Here is a 16,969-nt window from a genome sequence, read left to right as displayed (position 1 = left end):
GAGCGAAGGGGCTGTTTACACTCGATGAATCCTGTTAACCTTTTCATTGTTTCGACGACGAAAAGGATATGGCCAAGCCGATACTCGACGACGACCTTTGGGCACTCATCGAACCGTTGCTGCCCCCTCCGAAGCCACGGCGAGTTCGTTATCCGGGGCGCAAGCCACTCGACAATCGTGCAGTGCTCACGGGCATCCTCTTCGTCTTACAGACGGGCCTGCGTTGGGACCTACTGCCTCGCGAGATGGGGTGCGGGAGCGGCATGAGTTGCTGGCGTCGTTTGCGTGACTGGCAGGCCGCCGGCGTCTGGGACCAGTTGCACGAGGTGCTGCTTGTGCGATTGCGCGCAGCCGACCAAATCGACTGGTCTCGCGTCATCGTCGATTCCTCTTCAATCCGCGCTGTGGGCTCAGGTCAAAAACAGGACCGAATCCCACAGACCGCGCGCGACCCGGTTCAAAGCACCATCTCATCACCGAGGCGCAGGGCATCCCGCTCGCGGTGATACTCACCGGCGCCAACCGCAATGACGTCACTCAACTTCAATCGCTGGTCGAGGCTATCCTGCCCATCAGCGGCAAGCGTGGTAGACCACTATCGAAGCCTCGGGTCGTTCAGGGCGACAGAGGCTACGACCACGACAAATATCGGCGTTCACTACATGCAGCCGGCATTGCAACCGAAATCGCTCGGCGCGGTCAGCCTCATGGTAGCGGTCTAGGCAAAACACGCTGGGTCGTGGAGCGGACCATTTCGTGGCTTCACAACTTTCGCCGACTGCGTATTCGCTTCGAGCGCCTCGCTTTCATCCACGAGGCTTTCCTCGAAATCGCTTGCTGCATCATATGCTGGCGACACCTGAAAAAGTCATTCTGTTAACGCCTCTTAACCAAAACAGCAAGTCCATTGCTTACTTTTTCATTCGACGCGGAATCCGGTTGTCCCGATACTGCGTGGGTCACGCTCGTGCACCGCAATGGACACGTGTGCATCTATATCGGCAATGGAGAGGGATGTTGGACAAGCAATTCTTTGTTTTTCGCGGCATTGATCATGCGAGCGTTGGCCGGATACGAGAGAAACTACTCGATTCACATCGAGCCTACGTTCGCCGCGAGGCGGACGTGAAAATGCTGCACGGCGGCCCGCTTTATGATGCTCATGAGTGTTCAATCGGAACCTGTCTGATTCTCGAAGCAAACTCGGAATCTGAAGTGAGGGCGTGGATTTCCAGCGAGCCATTTTTCAACGCTGGATTGTTTGCAATCGTTTCAATCGAGCGGTGGGGGTGGACTTATGGGCGTTAATGCTGCGTCACACCCCTTCATCCTCGATCTAAAGGCGCATCGCGTAGTTTGGGGATGGCGAGACGGTCTTGCGCTTGCCAGCGAGCTCGAGCACAACGGCATCCGTCGGTTCATGCTTCTCGCCTCGAGCAGACGTGCTGAGCAGTTTAGCACTCTGATTGACAGCGAGATCGCGGCGCGGCGGAGCGGAATATTCGCAGAAATCATTCCGCATGTGCCGCAACACAGCGTAGATGCAGCCTGTGAAGCGGCGTCTCGATGCGACGCTGATGCCCTCGTCGTGTTTGGCGGCGGTTCCGCACTTGATACCGCCAAGGCAGTCGGCCACCGTACAGGTCTTCCCGTCATCGCGATTCCGACAAATTTCTCAGGCTCCGAAGTCACGTGGAATTACGGGTTGACGGTTGGCGGCTCCAAGCGAACGATGCGTGAGCCCTCGGTGCTGCCTCGCGCTGTCATCTACGAACCATGTCTTGCAGGAACGATGACCTTATCCGTTGCGGTGTGTAGCGGCGTCAACGCTATCGCACACGCAATTGAGGCGCTGTACGCGCCGGAGGCAAATCCGCTGACACAGTCGCTTGCTGAAGCTGGGATTGCGTCGATGGTTGCCGGGCTACGTGAGTGGGCCGAAATGGGGTTCAGCGCACAAGCGGGTACGTCCTGTCTGCAAGGCGCGTGGCTATGCGGGGAGGCCTTATCGCAGGTTGGCATGGGGCTGCATCATCGGATCTGTCACGTGCTAGGTGGCACTTATGGATTACCTCACGCGGCAACACATACGTTGATGCTGCCTTACCTGATCGGCTTTAACGTTCCTTATGCGCTGGCGCTCTCTCGTTTAGACAAGCTGTTCGACGGAGCACCGTTCGCGAAGTCTCTCGCGGAATTCGCAACGACGCACGGAGCCCCCGTATCGCTTGCCTCTCTTGGGCTACCAGAGCAAGAACTCGCTCGAGTCGCGAGTCTCGCACTGGATACTCCGGTCCCCAACCCCCGACCCATCACTACCATCGAACTGGAAGTTGTGTTGAAGCGTGCATGGCGTGGCGAACTCGCCGAGGTGCATTAACCATAGTCCTGTACATTTTCCCGGAGAAGCAGACATGAAATTACCCGAGGCCTTCAATCTCGAAGCGTGGACTGAACAGCATTTGCCTACCTCGCTCGGTGCGATCGGCAATCGCGAGGTCTTCAAGAACAGCGACTTCATTTTCCAGGTAATCAAGGGTCCGAACGCCCGGAACGATTTCCATATCGACCCTTGGGATGAAATCTTCTATCAGCTGCATGGACACATCTTTCTTGACACGCTCGAGGACGGAAAGGTCGTTCGACATCGGATCAACGAAGGAGAGTTGTTCCATCTTCCGAAGAATATTTTTCACTCACCGCGCCGCCCCCCGGGCAGCGTTGGCGTAGTGATTGAGAGGCCTCGAAAGCAAGGCGAGGAGGATGGGATGGCCTGGTTTTGTGAGAAATGCGGGCATATGCTGCATAGTGTGTATTTCTGGTGCGAAGACATTGAAACAAACCTGAAGCGCTACGTGCAGGAGTTCAATGCGGACGAGCATCTGCGGACCTGCAAGAAGTGCGGGACCGTGCTCCCGGATCCAACTACGGTTCCGCAATGGGCCGGTGACGACTGGAAATGAACTTATGCTTTACATCATTTATTGCCGCGACGATCCACGCGTCTCTCAAAGCATCCGGCTTGCGCACAAGGACGCACATCTCGCTTATCTCGAAAAGCACGCGCAGCTGATCCTGCTTGGTGGCGCCATGCTTGCGGAAGATGGTAAAACTCGCGTTGGGAGCACCTTGATCCTGAATGTCGAAAATCTCGCACAGGCCGAGGCGTTTTCAGCGAACGAGCCATTCCGTTGTGCTGGGTTATACGAGAGCGTTACTATCACTCGCATGCGACGCGCGCAGTGGCGCCCCGACCTTGCACCGCAGACGGTCGAATGATGCATACAACGAATAGCCCGTCTTATACGCTTTTACGGGCACTTCAGCAGATCGCAATGGAAGGCGGATCGGCTGCGGCCATCGAGCGCCTGACCGCATGTGCCGCGCATGTAGATTCGATGAATGCGCGAACAGTGGAACCTCAAAGTACCCATGAACTGTTCATTCCGAAAAGCGGATACATATCTGAGATTACAGCGACGCTTGCTCGGGCGCACGCCGACCAGTGGCGTTGTATATCACGAGTAACCACTGAACGGGCGCTTGATCGAGCGGGTGAATTGGATACTTCATGCGACGAGACCTTCCTCCCGCTTGCTGGCGTTCCATACGTTGCAAAGAGTGCCTTCAATATCACGGGTACGCCGACGCTCGCCGGTGGCCCCGATGTCGGTTCGAGTGACGCTCTTCCAGCACTGAAAGACGCCGCTCTTATCCGACGTCTCGACGCGGCAGGAGCTGTGCTTGTAGGCGTTGCACAAATGGACGAGTACGCGTATGGCTTTCTTGGAGACAATCCTCACTACGGCGCGGTTATCAATCCGACGGATTCGTCCGCGTATAGCGGTGGTTCTTCCAGTGGATCTGCCGCAGCCGTCGCGGCTGGGATTGTTCCTTTCGCAATCGGCACGGACACAAACGGATCGGTGAGGGTGCCGGCGGCATTCTGTGGGGTATTTTCGCTGAAGCCGACATATGGCTTGTTGCCGCTCGACGGCTGTCTGCCGCTGGCCGAGAGTCTGGATCACGCAGGGATTATCGCCTCGTCGCTGTCGATTCTCGAGCGCGTCTGGTTCGCGCTCGACGTTACCGCGACGCGAGCTGGGGCGATCGCATCGACAAAGCTGGGATTTGCGGCTGAAGCGTACAGGCGTTTGTGCAATGATCGAGTACGGTCGGCTTTTGCTGCAGTGCGCGCAGCGTGGAAGGACGCAGTCGATGTGGAGCTACCGGATATCCAACTAAGTCTCGCGACGGCATCGATCATCACCGCCTTTGAAGCATTGAAAAATCACGGTGAAGCACTTGACAGTCATCCGCAACGTTATAGTGCGGCTATTACGCAGCGGTTGCGAGCAGCGGAGAAAATTACTCCGAGTGAGTATGAGGCAGCGCTGAGCATAATGCGAGATATCCGATCGAAGGTACTTGCGCAGTTCGAACGACACGGAGTAGATGTGTTGGTTGTCCCGGTTGCGCCTGTGGACCGAATCGAGATTGGCCAACATTACCTCGAACTCGATGGCATTACGCTCGCTGCAGCTGATGTGGCAGGCCTCTTTACACGCCCCTTTTCTTTGACAGGGCTCCCCGTTCTGACAATTCCACGGCGTCTTTCTTTCGAATGCTCCGGACCGCCCGTCGCGTTGCAGCTGATCGCGCGTCCTGGCGAAGAATCTCGCCTTCTCGCGTTGGCAAGGGAGCTTGCGGAATACAGGTTTTGATCGCTGGTGGCAAAGCGTGAAATTTGTCATCCTGTCGTTTTCAGTGGACAAAGCTTACGACAAATGAATCCGCTTCGATCGCGTCTGAAAATTCGACATATTCAAGTGGTGGTGGCTATTGCCGAAATGGGCAATCTGCTTCGCGCCGCGCAGGCGCTGAATATCACGCAGCCCGCTATTTCCAAAGCGCTGGCGGAGGTCGAAGATGTTGTCGGTGAGCGCCTGTTCGACCGCACCCCATTTGGTACCAAACCAACCCTCGCGGGTGACGCGCTCATCCGGTACGGTCTTAACGTGCTGGCCGATATGGATCGAATGCACGATGCCCTATCAGCGATCCGGCGGGGCGAAGGAGGTCAACTACGCGTCGGCGTATTTTCGCTGATTTCGCAATGGGCTCCGTTTTCTCGTGCTCTGATTCGATTGCGCGCTATGGCCACGGGTCTTTCACTGGCAATCGAAGACGGGAACATGGAAGATCTGATGTCCAAGCTGGACGCAGGTACGCTTGACGTAGTAGTTGGTCGATATCCATATGCAAATCAGCAGTCTCACCATGTGGTCAGAGGGCTCGCACCAGATCGCATAGTCGCAGCTGTGCGTGATGCACACCCGGTGCTCACAAAATCAAACTTGTCGATAACCGATCTGGTGGGCTACCCATGGATACTTCCACCTGAGCGCAATATTGTGCGTATCCAGCTTGAAATGGAGCTAAAGGCGCTCGGTCTGGCGTTTAAGGCTGTACCGCTCGCATCGTTAACGATACCTGTGAATGTGAAGTTAGTTCAGTCGAGTGATCTCGTGATGCTTATGCCAAGTTCGCTCGCGCTCGAGCAAGCCGATTCATGGCAGCTTGAGATTTTGCCCATCGAGTTGCCAGTGAGCGTTGGTCCTCTGGTCGCGATATCGCGTGGCGACCGGGTTGTAGACCGCTTGCGCGATGCCTTGATCGAAATCCTGTCGGAGGAGGCAAAGGTGTAGCGCTTTACGCTCATCGCACGTACTTGGCGATCTGGTTATGCGTGCTGCAATGAATTTCATTTTATTTTCTTCAGGCGGAAATCTACAGTCCCTCCATCCCCACGACGACACTTCGAACAGGTGGGTGCTCACACAGGGTTCTGGAGACGAACGCAATGAAAAAGAATGTGCCGACCGCGCTGGCTGGCTTGGCTGTTGCTGCCGCTTGGTCGACTTGCTCTGCACAGAGTGCGGTAACGTTATACGGCATCGTCGACGAAGGGGTGACGTATACAAATAATCAGAATGGACATTCGGTCTGGCAGATGCAAAGCGGTGTGGCGTCGGCGTCGCGATGGGGCTTGCGTGGCTCGGAAGATCTTGGTGGTGGCAACAAGGCTGTATTTGTTTTGGAAAACGGATTCGATCCGTCGACCGGCAACCTTGGAAACAACGGCAGGCTTTTTGGTCGCCAGGCATACGTTGGCATATCGATGCCATACGGCACGGTGACGATGGGACGTCAATACGATGAAGTGGTTGAGATGCTTGCCCGGATCGATGCGAGCCTCCAATGGGGCATCTATTTCGCGCACGCTGGAGACGTCGACAACACGAGTGGTAGTGTGCGTATCAACAATTCCATCAAGTACGCGAGCCCGAAACTGTACGGCGTAACTTTTGGGGGATTGTACAGTTTTGGTGGTCAACCGGGTTCATTGTCGCGGCAAAGCACGTCGTCAGCCGGTCTCAGCTACACCGTTGGACCGCTCTATCTGGCAACCGCTTATCTCTACATGAAGAATCCCTATCAGGCGGGGTTCGACAGCACGGCGCCAAAGAATCTGATCTACTCTGCGTACGTGCCGGCGGCATCCAGCTGGCGTGTGATAGGTGCGGGAGGACTATACGCGGCTGGCGCGATAACGGTAGGTGCCGAGTATACGACGACCCGCTTCGCAAATGGGTTGAACAACGCAGACGTATCGTTCGACAACTACGAGGCGAACGTAGGGTGGTTTGTTCGGCCCGACGTACTACTGGGAGCTGCGTTCGTTTATACGCACGGAAAATTGGACGCTACGGGTGCGAAGCCAAACTATCGAGCCGTTGATCTGAACGCGGACTATCTGTTTTCGAAACGTACCGACGTCTACCTGTCGGGCGCTTACCTGAAAGCTGGGGGCGCTGCAAGCCGCGCAGCACTCACATACATACCGACTGCCTCGACCACGCCAACGCAGATTGCCGTGCGTGTGGCGCTTCGACACCGGTTTTAAGAGACGCCGTAGAGGGAAAGGACATGAATTATCTTGACACAACCGGGCACACGATTCACGACGTGTTCAATACTCAGCGCTTTGGAGCGAGGCAATGGACGGTATTTATCGTATGCTTCCTCGTCACCGCGATTGAAGGCTTCGATACCACTATCATCGGTTTCGTGGCGCCTGCAATCTCTTCCCAGTGGGCACTGTCCGGCAGCGCGTTAGCACCGCTCGTGGGCATCGGGTTAGCCGGGATTCTTATCGGCTCTATAGCTGGTGGTGCACTCGCAGATCGATATGGGCGCAAGCCGATCGGTGCACTCGCAATCGCCTGGTTCGGATTTGCGAGTCTTGCTTCAAGTCATTCGGGCAACGTCTTTCAGCTAATAGCGTGTCGTTTTATAACAGGTGTGGGGGTCGGTGCGGCGATGCCTGTTATGTCGGCGTTGGTTGCCGAATACTGCTCGGATAAAAAGCGCGCCGCGATGCTTGCCGCCACTTTTTGTGGGTTCCTGTTTGGTGCGGCGTCTGCAGGCTTCGCTACTGCTTTGTTGATCAGAAGCGTCGCGTGGCAGGGCATGCTTGTACTAAGTGGCGCCTTGCCCCTTGCAGTCCTGCTGTTGTTCGTGTCGCGTGTACCGGAATCTCCTCGGCATATGCTGGTGCGCCAGCAGCCAGCTGATTTGATTCGCCGAACGATGGGGATGATTTTTCCAGCTATTGACCCAGATAAGCTTGTACTTGACTCACCTCGCAGCGAATCTGCCGACACGCTTGCTGGCGGTATTTTCTCTACTCATCTCCGGCTGGGGACGTTGCTGATCTGGGCGACGGAATTTTGCGGTTTTCTGGTGTTTTTTCTTATTGGTAGCTGGTTGCCCACGTATTTGAAGCAGACCGGTTTGTCGATCGTCATGGCGTCGCAATTGTCTTCGATGTTCCAATTCGGCGCGCTCGGTGGTGCGGTGTTGTTCGCGTGGGCGGTAAGGCGTATCAACGTCGCGACAATTGTCGCAGGAGCATTCGGCCTCGGCATTTTGTTGATCTTTGCGCTTGGCCTGTTTGAACGTGCGCCTGGGTATCCTGGGATTGTGTTCCTCAGCGGTCTTACAGTCGGTGGCCCCTTGATTTGCGTGAACACGATTTCCGGAGTGTTTTACCCGACCTCGTTGCGCGCGTCGGGCGGTGGATGGACGCTTGCCATCGGCCGTCTGGGCTCGATCGTGGGCTCAATGCTGATTGGTGCGATCGTGTCATCCCACGCGTCGTTCTCGCTGGTATGCATGATGCTCGGGGCGCCACTGCTGATCGCTTGCCTGGCAATGGTGAGGATGCGTCCAGAGCTCGAGCCGCGATCTGCGGATGCACTCGAGACTGACAACCATGACACGCCCAAGGCAGGCTTGTTGAGCGGAAGTAAATTTCACTAGATCGGACATTTGCAACGATGAAGCATGAGCAGCTTTCCTCACCGGTCGTAACGTGCACTGAGGGTGCTTTGGCGGGTATCGCAAGCAACGGGGTTGAGGCGTTCTTCGATATTCCCTATGCCGCAGATCTCAACCAGCCTCGGCGGTTTTCCCTGCCTGGCGAGCCCACTCCCTGGCAGGGAGTACGTGATGCGAGGAGACCGGGCCCGGTGTTCCCGCAGACACAGAGCAGACTAACAGCCGTAATGGGTACGACGCCAGGATTCGCAAATCAGTCTGAAAATGCGTTTGCGTTGAACGTTTGGAGGCCCGCACGTACTTGCAATACGAGCGACGGGCTGCCAGTACTGGTATGGATCCATGGTGGCGGATGGCTGACGGGCGGCGCGCCACTAGCCTGGTATCACGGAGATCGACTGGCTGCAAGCGGGCGCGTGGTCGTTGTCAGCGCAAATTACCGGCTCGGGGCGCTTGGAAATCTTTATCTTCCTGGGCAGACAGCAGGCAGCATGGCGTTGCACGATCTGGTTGCCGCGCTACGGTGGATTCATAAAAATATAGGGAGCTTCGGTGGCGATCCTTCTCGCGTCACGGTTTGCGGGCAGTCTGCGGGGGCATGGTATACCGCCGCATTGACGCGTTCACCACTTGGAACCGGGTTATTCAGTCAGGCAGTTTTGCTAAGCCTGCCTGGTTCAATTGCGCCGCACGAACCGGAGCAAGCAGCAGCGTTTGCGTACAGCTTTTGTGAGCTTCTCAACGTTCCCCCAACGCTCGATGCCCTCCGCCAGCTGTCGGTGGACCGAATACTTGAGGGGCAGGGACTGTTTGCCCGCGCTCATCCGGCGTTTGCCGATATTCCGCCAACATTTCTGCCACTTGTGTCCGACGCATTACCCGCAAATCTGAGTGAAATCGATCAATCACAGGCCTCGAATATGCGGTTTTTATTGGGCTCACTACCTGAGGAAATGGGTGCGTTCTTCTCGCATGATGAGAGCATTCTGACCGCAAGCGACACTTCGACGCTGCAACGTCTTTCTGTTTGTAGTGAAAGTGGCGGGGTGCGATTCCCAAAGGCGCGTCGGGATGGGTCAGGTACGGATAACTACATACGGTTGCTACACGCCGTTTCAGACGAAATCTTTCGCGCGCCGACCCAGAAACTGGCGGACCGGATCGCTGACCATGGAGGCACCTGCTATGTATATGAGTTTGTGCTGCGATCGCGTATGCCGGGAACCGGTGCATGCCATTGTTTTGAATTGCCATATCTGTTCGACACATTCGACGCGTGGTCAAACGCGCCGATGTTAGACGGGCTAGATGTAGAGGCAGCGCGCCGTGTCTCAGCTGATTTCCAGGAGTCAATCTTGTGCTTTGTTGAAGGCGGCGATCCAAACTGCGGAAGGCTGCCGAATTGGCCGCGATACACGTCGAGAGATCGATTGGCGATGCATTTCGATACGGCTCCCGTCGTTGGCACGTTCGACGTCTCCGTCACGACAATACATTCGTAACGTTATCTTTTTTGACCATATGGAAAACTCCATGTCACCTACTGCGATCCAACGGATCTCTCGAGCACTCATGTCAGCGTTGTTCTTGGTTGCAGGCATCCGCAAGCTGATTGCGTGGAATGCGACCGCTGCATATTTTGGCTCGTTCGGGCTGCCCTTGGCGGAGCTGGCTGTCCCGCTCGTCGTGCTGCTGGAGATTGGCGGCGCGGTAGCCTTGATAGCAGGATGGCGCCTGCGCGAGCTATCGATCGTGCTCGCATTGTATTCGGTAGCGACTGCATTGATCGCGCATCGATTCTGGAGCGTAGAGCCCGTCCAATTCAACGGTCAGCTGAATAACTTTTTGAAGAATTTCGCGATCGCTGGGGGATTCGTTCTACTGTGGTCGCAAAATCACCGCCAAGAGGATAACAGGTCGGTTGCAGCGTAATTTCGGCAAGCGATGAAAGTTATCCGTAATGCCGACGAAGATTAGATTGAATGCGCAAGAGCACACGCCAAACATATGCACGCATGTTTAGTCGAATCGGTTGCGAAGTGACATCAACCGGCAATCCGTCTTTGAAAACGCTTCGAGCGGCATGCACCGGTACTGCACAAACTGGTTCTGGAGGCACACAGTTGATGCACAATCGCTTTCTTTGTTGGTCGTGAAAGGCTCGCGCAACTGCAAGCTGCGCGAGCAGAGGGTCCCGATCGAACGCTTACGGCAGACCGGGCGGTCGCGCGAAGACGAATCCAGGGTTGAACCCAGTCATGTCAACCGTACTGGGCGACGCGGAACGATGATCCGCAGCGCGCAGGTCAAGGTCGATGGATTCATTCAATCCGTCACCATGCAGAAAGCGCAGCAGCTCGGAAATGGCGATGGCTGCGGCGCTGCATCCAACAAACGCGGCGCCTACTGCTTTCCCCGCCAGGGTTGTCATGCCACATTGATCCAGCAAGCCAGCCGCCTTGAGCCGTTTGTACTCGTCGGGAACGTGGTCTTCGTCCGTCGCAGGCGCATCCTTCCAGATCTCGTCCGCCGTACGCCGACCAGGCAATGTGTGCACGCGCAGCGAGCGAAAATCGTCATGCCTGTTACCAAGCCCCGCCTCGATGACGAGGCCGAATCCCACCTTGTCGAGCGCGCGCCGGCCGGGAATATTGTCGAGGCCGCAGAGTACGACCGACGGATCGGTGTTCGCGACGCGAAAATCAGCATTGAAAAGTCGCTCGGTGATTGCGGTACGAAATCCTCGTCGTTCGGCCCAGGCGGCCATTTCTCGCGTCTTTCGGCGGCCGACCATCGCCGGGTTCGACAGGATTGAAGTGCTCGGCGTTGATGGCCCGATCACGTCCGTGTCCTGCAGCACAAGCTGCAGGGGCGCTGAGGGTTCATAGGGGAGAAGGCCAAGGCACCAAAGGTACGCCTGACCAACGTGCCCAAGCCCGATCAGCCATAGCTTTTCTGGCAAGACGGAGAGGACGGGGCCAGCATCTGTCGTTGTGAGCCAGTTGCGTTCATGCGGCCTCCACAGCGACATTCCGGTTGGGAAATGCCCGACGGTCGGGCTGTTTGTTCTGACGTGTTCAAACGCTTCAGCAACAGCGAGGGACGCCGCAACAACAGGCGCCAAAGACATAGCTGGCGGTCGCGCGGCACCGGAAAGCGTGTCCGCGAAGTCCACCGGCACGATGCCGCCGCGCCAGCCGTCAAAAACGACACGAATGTGAAAGGGCGCACATCGCGCGCATGCGCTGCCGATACGGATGCGCGGAGCGTCCGTGGGGGCCTGGTCGGTTCTGCCGCCAGACGCGACGACAGCGTCCTCGATCGTTTCGCCCAAGGGGAGTGGGAGAAGCAGTGGCTTTGCCCCGCACCCCTCAACGTACACGCCGCCGTGGAAAACGCGTGACGCGAGACTGACGAGCGTGACGAGCGCAATCTGCCCATCTTCGCGTTCGAGATGCTCTGCATCGATTTCGATGACAAGCCTGTATCCGGCGAAGATGGCATACGCTTCTTCGATCGAGGCTTCGCCGCTGTCGACCAGTTGCTTGATGGTGCGATCGAGCGTTTCGGGTCCGATATTGATCATTAAACTCACCATCCGATGTAGAAGAATTGTTTCCGGTCGCGACGATGAATTGCGTCCCACCCTCCGTCGTGCCGGTATTCGTAAATTCCGATGTCATCACGTCTTACCGGCGTGCGGGCAAAATCCGGGATGATCAACGACACGTGACCTGCGACAGAGAGCATCGGATGTTCGCGGTCGGACTGGCTCTGATGCGAAGAGCCAGGGTGCACGTGTACGTCGGCTACAACGCTTTGCTGACGCTCGCGGCAGATCGCCCAGAGTTTCCCGTAATGCTGTCCGTCGAACGTGACGATGCCAGTGTCGAGGCAGCGCGGATCGAGGTCGTCATAGAGGACGTAGTGGGTAATGTATCTGCGGCCGTCAACCTTCGCCCCAAGCAGGAAAGCTCCGCTTTCGCGAATGCCACGCCCGCGCTCGCGCAGGTCGCGAAGAAGCTGTCTCCAGACGCGCGGCGGGCACGACAGGCGATGATCAGGCGCCAGCAGGTGGCGCATAGTCCGGACAATTGAGAAGTTCATGTACGAGTTCCAGATAGTGCGTGATGCCGACGGACGGTTGCCATGCCTTTGATGGCATCTGCTGCAGCCAGATCTCGTGTCCGGCCAGTGCTGTACGGTCGCATGGGAGGTACAGTGCCTGACCGCCTGTCCAGTCCGTACGGAAAACGTCTTTCACGCGCCCGGTTCCGCTGCGACTCCTCGGAAAAAGTGCGGGGGCAAGCGCGGCATTTTGGTCTCTGCTCCATAGGCCGGACGTTGGCGCGGAGGCTGGATAGTTACTGACATCGAATCGCAGACGGTACTGCAGGCCGTCACGTGCGGTCACATCAATCAGGGCGATTGGCCATTCGAGCGACACAAGCTTCCAGCGCCCCTCAAGCTCTCCGAGCATGAAGGACGCCTTCAGCAGGTCACTGCGAAACGCCTTTTCATCGGGCGTGTTCACATGGACCTCCGTGGGTTAGCCCTGGATGCGATGGCTGGGCAGCAGATCGAACACGACGGAGCATTCGCGACCGCTCGTGAGCGCGCCCAGGTGCGTCGTTGCGACCGGGCGGTCGTTCGTGCCTGCGAGCTGCAATTGCAGATGGCCCTTTTCGGCTTCCGCGATGTGGAACTTGTCTTCCGCCCAGCGCAGTACCTTGCCGACCGTCGTCGACGGCGAAAACTTGTGATGCGCCGTGTGTACGTCGTAGTGCACGGTGACTTCGATGTGGTGGCAGTGGTGAGCGTGCAGCTTGTGATGCTGACCTTCAACGAGCACGACTTCCAGCAACTCGGCCGTCAACGGTTCATCACCGTCTTCGACAAAAATCAGCACTTCTTCGACGGCAATGACATCGCCGCCCATCGCGGCCTTGAGTGCGTCAAGTTTGCGCTCGACCGTTTCGTCGAGAGTCTGGAATTCGCGCTTGCCCGCGCGTTGAAAAAAAATTGTCATAGCGGTGGTTTCCATTGTGTGGGAGCCGTCTAGCGCGATGTACGCTACTGCGCTCCCTTGTCATGTAAACCGCCTGGCGACTGCGAAACCGGCAAGCTGATTTCACAAATTTTTTGGATCGATTTCTCCGCCGGGAGATGCGTCACAAATAAAGAAGTGCGGACAGCGAGGGCAGCGCATCGCGTCGGGGCTTGCGGTGAAGTCGCAACGGCGCATGTCAGCAAGCATCTGCTCACACTTCTCGGACCGTGACATCAGCTTCTTGTCCGTGGTCTCCAGAATCCTTCGCTCGGCCGTCGTCAACGACACGACCTCGATAGCGCAGCTCTTCCCAAACGCCTGGCGTCCAGCCAGATGATGCATGGTCGCATCGAGCGCATCATCTTCATCTTTCGGGATTCGCTTTGTCAGCACGTATCGCATCACGCTGGTGCCGCTGGCGGTCTGAACCACGTCATGCCCTTTGACGCGGATACTGGCCGACGAGCCTGGAAACGGCACGTCGATATCCTGTGCGGCCGAAACCGCACCACCTGACTTGAAAACGAGCAGTTGCCTCGCCATTCGATGTGCAAGCGCGTTATAGCGGGCAGCGTAGGTGTGCCCGGTGGGACCGCGTTCGTTCCAGAGACGATCAAACTCCGCTGCGACGACTGCCTCGTCCGCTGGGCCGAGTTCAGGTCGCTCGCCTACCCACTTGATAAGTCGATGAACGCAGTCGTGCGTACGCGCGAAAGCGCTATTTCTTTGGGCGGTCAGAATCCCGATAACGTAGGTGTAGAAGAACCGTCGGGGGCATTGGTCGTACGCGCGCAACCACGTCTGACTCACAGTCAGCTGCGCCGGCCAGCGAACTCGTGGCCGGTCGACCGTCGCGGTCGAAGCGTCGATAGTGAACGGCTCCACCGTTGCCGTCTTGAGGCGGGCTCCGAGGCGCTGCAGGTACGGCGAGGGTGCGCGGTTTTGCGTCTTCTGTGTCTCGGAACGGTACAGATGGAGTCGCCTTCGGGCGCGGGACAGCGCCACGAAGAAAAGGCACTCCTCTTCGTCGTGATGTGCCGCGTCCCGCGCTTCCTTGGCCGAGAGTCCCGCGTAACCCGAGATCATCCCGTCCGGCGGTGGGCATTTGTCCGCTTGTCTATTCGCAGGCACGCTGGATTTTGACAGGCCGGGAAGGTGCACCACATCGAACTCAAGGCCCTTGCTTCCGTGCACGGTAAGAAGACGAACTGCGTCGAGATGAGTAGCCTCATCCGGGACTACGCGCAAATCTCGCTCTTCTGTCATCAGAACCAGTTGCCTGATCCGATCGAGCAGTTGCTGAACGGGATGCCCAGATTTCTTCCTCGCCGGCTGGCTGAGAAAGTCAAGAAACTGCCAGATGGCGACCGCGCGCATGCGGTCTGCGATCGACGTTGACGCTGCCAGATCACGGGCAATTGTCGTCCGTTCAAAAAGATAGCTACTCAGAAACTCCCAGGGCGAATCAAGGGCAAGTCCGCCCAGGTCTTGTCGCAACGTTGCGAGCACGGCCGTTCCGGCCGGCGACAAGGACTCGATGGATGCTTCCGGGCGCAGCCACGACAGCGGAGCAGAATCATTGCTATGGGCGTGCCTGATAACGGCAGCCGCATCTTCGAGCGACATGCGGTATCTCGGCATGGTGGCGACCCGCATCAGTCCGCCGGCGAATTTTTCGACGATAAGGCTGAGGAGGGAGAGCAGGTCGCGGATTTCACTACGCTCGAACAGGCTCCCGAGATAAAGGACAGGAATGCCTCGCGCTTCCAGTCCATTGGCGATAGCGGCCAGACGTGCATTGGTCCTGCAGAGCACTGCTTGCTGAGAGTAGGCAAGGCCCTGTCCCTGGTAGGCAAGAATGCTCGAGGCGATGGCATCGACCTCCGCTTCGAGCGTAGGCGAAGCAGTGAAGCAGAGAGGGATACCGGTTGAACCTGCGTCCGCTTTGAGGGAAAGCGGCAATATGCCTCGCGACGCCCCCATGGGACTGGCAAAGTCAACGAATGCGTCGACAATCTCAGTCGATGAGCGGTAGTTAACTTCGAGTCGCGACTGGTCCGCTCCGGCAAAGTCGGCGCCGAAGTTCGCCATGTTGGCCGGGGCGGCGCCCCGAAACCGGTAAATTGATTGCCGTGGGTCTCCGACGACCCAGAGGCGGTTTCCGTCTCCGACAATGCCCTTGAGCATCTGTACGCTGGCGAAGTTGACATCCTGGTACTCGTCGACAAGGACGTGTCTGTGGCGTGCCTGAACCTGCTGCCGGATAATTTCATTGCTCGCGAGAAGCAGTGCAGGGCGCATAACCAGATCACCGAAGTCGACCGCGCCGTGACTTTGCAGCATCTTCTGGTACTCGTCATAGATGACCGCTACCTCAAGGCTCTTTGCTGCCGCTTCCTGTGCCGCTGGATCGGCTGATTCGGATGCAGCCGCTCGCATCTGTTCGCCAAGGTCACGATAAGCCTTCGGGGCGATGAGTTCGTCTTTGGCGCGCGATATGGCGACAAGAACATCCTTCAGGACTCTCGCAGGGTCTGACAGGCTGTAGTAGTGCTGCAGTGGGAGTATGGGTAGAAGCTCTTCGAGGGCATCGATCGAATCACTACGATCGTAGATGGGCGGATCGGGGGGCAGGTCGAGCTGGTCATAGTATCGACGTACCAGATCGAGACCAAACGAGTGAAACGTCCCAACCCATACCCGACGTGCCTTTTCACCAAGGGCAGCCTTCAGTCTGTCCGCTATTTCGGTGGCGGCTTTGTTCGAGAAAGTGAGGACGAGAATGGACTCAGGTGACTCTGCTTTTTCAACAAGATCGACGATTCGCGCAATGAGCGTGCGCGTCTTGCCAGTTCCCGGTCCAGCAATCAGCTGGAAAGGCGTAGAACGATGGTCGACCGCCTTCTTTTGTGTGAGGTCAAGCCCCACCGCGCCCGTCGAAGGAGTTTCCGAAGGAGATTCAGGCTGTGGCGGGAGCAGAAGGGCATCGAGCAGTTGCTGTTTAACCAATCGCGCAGGCAGGTTCGTTGCAGAACAGATGTCCTTTACGCTCATTCCCTGTTCAATGTGTAGTCGCCTGCAAAACTCCCGAGGTAGCAGGAGTTCCCGGGCAAATACATTGGCCTCGAGCTCACGGCGCTCGTTTGGGCCATAGTCTCCTACCTTGCTCGACGGCCCGTGACTCGGCTGCGCGGTTGCGCCAGCTACATCACCCTCGTTGCAAAACAGGTGCTCCACGTGAAGACAGGCGTGGCCAATCTCATGTGCTGCGACGACCGGCATCTCTATGAACGAAGATCCCTTTTCAAGGTAGATATCTCCGCTTTGCGGGTCAAGTACCCCCTTTGCTCCCTTCAACTGTTTGTGGCCAGAGGGGAGAGGGACAATCTCAAGTTCAAGACTCTCGGCTGCAGCATCAATCAACGCCTTGATATCAAGCGGATTCGCTCCTTTAGATATTAGCTTCGTATGCAACTCTACAGCTCGTTGTCTTGCCCCGCGAAACGAACTCATGGT

Annotated in this window: 16 protein-coding genes; 11 read left to right on the top strand and 5 right to left on the bottom strand. The window is 57.1% G+C overall.

Going from position 1 to position 16,969, the window contains the following annotated elements; genetic code table 11:
• Nucleotides 1-68: 68 nt before the first annotated feature.
• From C2L65_RS36045 to C2L65_RS35995, 11 genes are all read left to right on the top strand, one after another.
• Nucleotides 69-880 (top strand): IS5 family transposase gene (locus tag C2L65_RS36045; protein ID WP_103254635.1). Its coding sequence is split into 2 segments (ribosomal slippage): nucleotides 69-417 and nucleotides 417-880, totalling 813 coding nucleotides; the frame shifts between segments, so codons are not numbered across the junction.
• A gap of 134 nt (nucleotides 881-1,014) precedes the next feature.
• Nucleotides 1,015-1,308 (top strand): YciI family protein, encoded by a 294-nt coding sequence (locus C2L65_RS45820; protein WP_042304806.1) that lies wholly within the window; start codon nucleotides 1,015-1,017, stop codon nucleotides 1,306-1,308.
• Nucleotides 1,298-2,380, top strand: coding sequence for a maleylacetate reductase (locus C2L65_RS36035; protein WP_042304805.1), 1,083 nt, complete (start codon nucleotides 1,298-1,300; stop codon nucleotides 2,378-2,380). The genes C2L65_RS45820 and C2L65_RS36035 overlap by 11 nt, the downstream gene beginning before the upstream one ends.
• 34 nt (nucleotides 2,381-2,414) lie before the next feature.
• A complete protein-coding gene (gene nbaC / locus C2L65_RS36030; protein ID WP_042304804.1) occupies nucleotides 2,415-2,963 on the top strand; it encodes a 3-hydroxyanthranilate 3,4-dioxygenase in 549 nt (182 codons plus the stop codon).
• 4 nt (nucleotides 2,964-2,967) lie between these two features.
• On the top strand, nucleotides 2,968-3,279 hold the full coding sequence (locus C2L65_RS36025; protein WP_042304803.1) for a YciI family protein: 312 nt from the start codon (nucleotides 2,968-2,970) through the stop codon (nucleotides 3,277-3,279).
• 56 nt (nucleotides 3,280-3,335) lie between these two features.
• The gene (locus C2L65_RS36020) at nucleotides 3,336-4,724 is read left to right on the top strand and encodes an amidase family protein (RefSeq protein WP_158660423.1); all 1,389 of its coding nucleotides are present in this window, start codon (nucleotides 3,336-3,338) and stop codon (nucleotides 4,722-4,724) included.
• A 6-nt stretch (nucleotides 4,725-4,730) separates the two neighbouring features.
• A complete protein-coding gene (locus C2L65_RS36015; protein WP_156132227.1) occupies nucleotides 4,731-5,708 on the top strand; it encodes a LysR substrate-binding domain-containing protein in 978 nt (325 codons plus the stop codon).
• Nucleotides 5,709-5,863: 155 nt separating this feature from the next.
• The gene (locus tag C2L65_RS36010) at nucleotides 5,864-6,967 is read left to right on the top strand and encodes a porin (RefSeq protein WP_042304801.1); all 1,104 of its coding nucleotides are present in this window, start codon (nucleotides 5,864-5,866) and stop codon (nucleotides 6,965-6,967) included.
• Nucleotides 6,968-6,990: 23 nt separating this feature from the next.
• Complete coding sequence (locus C2L65_RS36005) at nucleotides 6,991-8,385, top strand: MFS transporter (RefSeq protein WP_042304800.1); 1,395 nt, start codon at nucleotides 6,991-6,993, stop codon at nucleotides 8,383-8,385.
• Nucleotides 8,386-8,402: 17 nt separating this feature from the next.
• Nucleotides 8,403-9,905 carry a carboxylesterase/lipase family protein gene (locus C2L65_RS36000; RefSeq protein WP_081920744.1) on the top strand — a complete coding sequence of 501 codons (1,503 nt, stop codon included), beginning with the start codon at nucleotides 8,403-8,405 and terminating at the stop codon, nucleotides 9,903-9,905.
• Between the two features lie 19 nt (nucleotides 9,906-9,924).
• Nucleotides 9,925-10,335, top strand: coding sequence for a DoxX family protein (locus C2L65_RS35995; protein WP_042304799.1), 411 nt, complete (start codon nucleotides 9,925-9,927; stop codon nucleotides 10,333-10,335).
• Between the two features lie 274 nt (nucleotides 10,336-10,609).
• Here C2L65_RS35995 and C2L65_RS35990 read toward each other — a convergent pair whose 3' ends face one another.
• The 5 genes from C2L65_RS35990 to C2L65_RS35970 form a co-directional block, all read right to left on the bottom strand.
• The gene (locus C2L65_RS35990) at nucleotides 10,610-11,989 is read right to left on the bottom strand and encodes a hypothetical protein (protein WP_052426782.1); all 1,380 of its coding nucleotides are present in this window, start codon (nucleotides 11,987-11,989) and stop codon (nucleotides 10,610-10,612) included.
• A gap of 5 nt (nucleotides 11,990-11,994) precedes the next feature.
• On the bottom strand, nucleotides 11,995-12,510 hold the full coding sequence (locus tag C2L65_RS35985; protein WP_156132225.1) for a hypothetical protein: 516 nt from the start codon (nucleotides 12,508-12,510) through the stop codon (nucleotides 11,995-11,997).
• Complete coding sequence (locus tag C2L65_RS35980; protein ID WP_081920743.1) at nucleotides 12,464-12,937, bottom strand: DUF7665 family protein; 474 nt, start codon at nucleotides 12,935-12,937, stop codon at nucleotides 12,464-12,466. The genes C2L65_RS35985 and C2L65_RS35980 overlap by 47 nt, the downstream gene beginning before the upstream one ends.
• Nucleotides 12,938-12,952: 15 nt before the next feature.
• The gene (locus C2L65_RS35975; protein WP_042304797.1) at nucleotides 12,953-13,432 is read right to left on the bottom strand and encodes a hypothetical protein; all 480 of its coding nucleotides are present in this window, start codon (nucleotides 13,430-13,432) and stop codon (nucleotides 12,953-12,955) included.
• Nucleotides 13,433-13,534: 102 nt separating this feature from the next.
• A complete protein-coding gene (locus C2L65_RS35970; protein ID WP_063769773.1) occupies nucleotides 13,535-16,966 on the bottom strand; it encodes an ATP-dependent helicase in 3,432 nt (1,143 codons plus the stop codon).
• Between the last annotated feature and the right edge of the window lie 3 nt (nucleotides 16,967-16,969).

The sequence above is a fragment of the Paraburkholderia terrae genome (assembly GCF_002902925.1).
GTDB classification, from domain to species: Bacteria; Pseudomonadota; Gammaproteobacteria; order Burkholderiales; family Burkholderiaceae; genus Paraburkholderia; species Paraburkholderia terrae.
This window is presented reverse-complemented; position numbering and strand designations above follow the sequence as displayed.